Source organism: Acidisphaera rubrifaciens HS-AP3, from assembly GCF_000964365.1.
GTDB lineage: Bacteria > Pseudomonadota > Alphaproteobacteria > Acetobacterales > Acetobacteraceae > Acidisphaera > Acidisphaera rubrifaciens.
This window is the reverse complement of the sequence record NZ_BANB01000760.1, coordinates 1-1,516: the sequence shown is the minus strand read 5'-3', so window position 1 is coordinate 1,516 and position 1,516 is coordinate 1. Positions and strand designations below refer to the sequence as shown.

2 protein-coding genes and 1 pseudogene are annotated in these 1,516 nt (G+C 69.0%); all 3 read right to left on the bottom strand.

All coding sequences use genetic code 11. From position 1 onward, the window contains the following. Positions 1-61: 61 nt before the first annotated feature. Positions 62-304: a phosphoribosylformylglycinamidine synthase subunit PurS gene (purS, locus tag B8460_RS17365; RefSeq protein WP_048862880.1), complete on the bottom strand. Its 243-nt coding sequence runs from the start codon at positions 302-304 to the stop codon at positions 62-64. 50 nt (positions 305-354) lie between these two features. After that, positions 355-1,119 carry a phosphoribosylaminoimidazolesuccinocarboxamide synthase gene (gene purC / locus B8460_RS17360; protein ID WP_048862879.1) on the bottom strand — a complete coding sequence of 255 codons (765 nt, stop codon included), beginning with the start codon at positions 1,117-1,119 and terminating at the stop codon, positions 355-357. A gap of 150 nt (positions 1,120-1,269) precedes the next feature. After that, positions 1,270-1,516 (bottom strand): annotated as a pseudogene (locus B8460_RS22310) (NRDE family protein); the annotation flags it as partial.

Sequence of the window (1,516 nt, the reverse complement as noted above, 5' to 3'; positions counted from 1 at the left end):
GTTCAGACGTGTGCTCTTCCGATCTGGGCGAGGCAGGCGGCGACGGCACGATGCTTCATGGTCAGGCTTCCACGGTGACGCGGTAGCTTTCGATGACGGTGTTGGCGAGCAGGCGGCGGGCCATGTCCTCGCCGATGGCGCGGGCGGCGTCGGCGTCGGTTTCGGCGAGGTCGAGGACGACGACCTTGCCGATCCGCACCTCGCCCACGCCCGCGAAGCCCAGGTTGGACAGCGCGTGGCCGACGGCCCGTCCCTGCGGGTCGAGCACGCCGGGCTTCGGCATCACGGTGACGACGACGCGCATTACTGCCCCGCCTCGCTCATTGCCCCGTCTTCCTCACTGCCCCGTCTTCCTCATTGCATCGTCTCCGGGCCCTTGAGGTCGCGCATCCCGGCTTCCGGCAGGATGCCGAGGCGCTTGGCGACTTCCTGATAGGCTTCCTCGACCCGGCCGAGGTCGCGGCGGAACCGGTCCTTGTCCATCTTCTCACTGGTCTTGCTGTCCCACAGGCGGCAGTTGTCGGGGCTGATCTCGTCGGCGAGGACGATGCGCATCTCGTCGTTCTCCCACAGCCGGCCGAACTCCAGCTTGAAGTCGACCAGGGTGATGCCGACGCCGAGGAACAGGCCGGTGAGGAAGTCGTTGATGCGCAGGGTCAGCTCGACGATGTCGTCGATGTCCTGGGTCGAGGCCCAGCCGAAGGCGGTGATGTGTTCCTCGGTGACCATCGGATCGCCGAGTTCGTCGCTTTTGTAGTAGTACTCGATGATCGAGCGCGGCAGGCGCGTGCCCTCCGCGATGCCGAGCCGGGTGGACAGGCTGCCGGCGGCGACGTTGCGGACCACCACCTCCAGCGGGATGATCTCGACCTCGCGGATCAGCTGCTCGCGCATGTTGAGGCGGCGGACGAAATGCGTCGGCACGCCGATCTCGCCCAGTCGCGTCATCAGGTATTCGCTGATGCGGTTGTTCAGCACGCCCTTGCCGGTGATCACGCCCTTTTTCTGGGCGTTGAAGGCAGTGGCGTCGTCCTTGAAATACTGGACCAGGGTGCCCGGCTCCGGCCCCTCGAACAGGATCTTCGCCTTACCTTCGTAAAGCTGACGGCGGCGGGCCATGGTCTTCCTTTCCCGGGCGAGCATGCGGCCGGCGGCCCGGCCGGCTGTGCCGCGTCGGAGCGGCGCGCGCGGTATAGCAGCGCCGGCACCGCCCCGCCAACTCGCCACGGCCAAGCCCCTGCCCAGCCCCTCCTGCCCAGCCCCTCTTGCCTAGCCCGGCCAGGGGACGGGTGCAAACGGATGCTCGTCCGGCGGGCCGGGGGCGAAGAGGAAGCCCGGCGCCCCGATGGCGGGCAGGAACAGCATGGCGGCCGAGACCGTGCCGAAGCCGGGGCGCAGGCCATCGGGCGGCACGTTGATCTCGGTTTCCGGCGGGCCGGTGCGGTCGGCGAGGATGGCGCGCCAGGCCGCCCAGTCATCCGGCGCGGGCGCCGGGGCGGCCAGGAAGCGCGGCAGG

Bases quoted from the DNA above. Each gene is read 5' to 3' on its own strand.
- purS (WP_048862880.1), bottom strand. From the start codon at position 304: ATGCGCGTCGTCGTCACCGTGATGCCGAAGCCCGGCGTGCTCGACCCG.
- purC (WP_048862879.1), bottom strand. From the start codon at position 1,119: ATGGCCCGCCGCCGTCAGCTTTACGAAGGTAAGGCGAAGATCCTGTTC.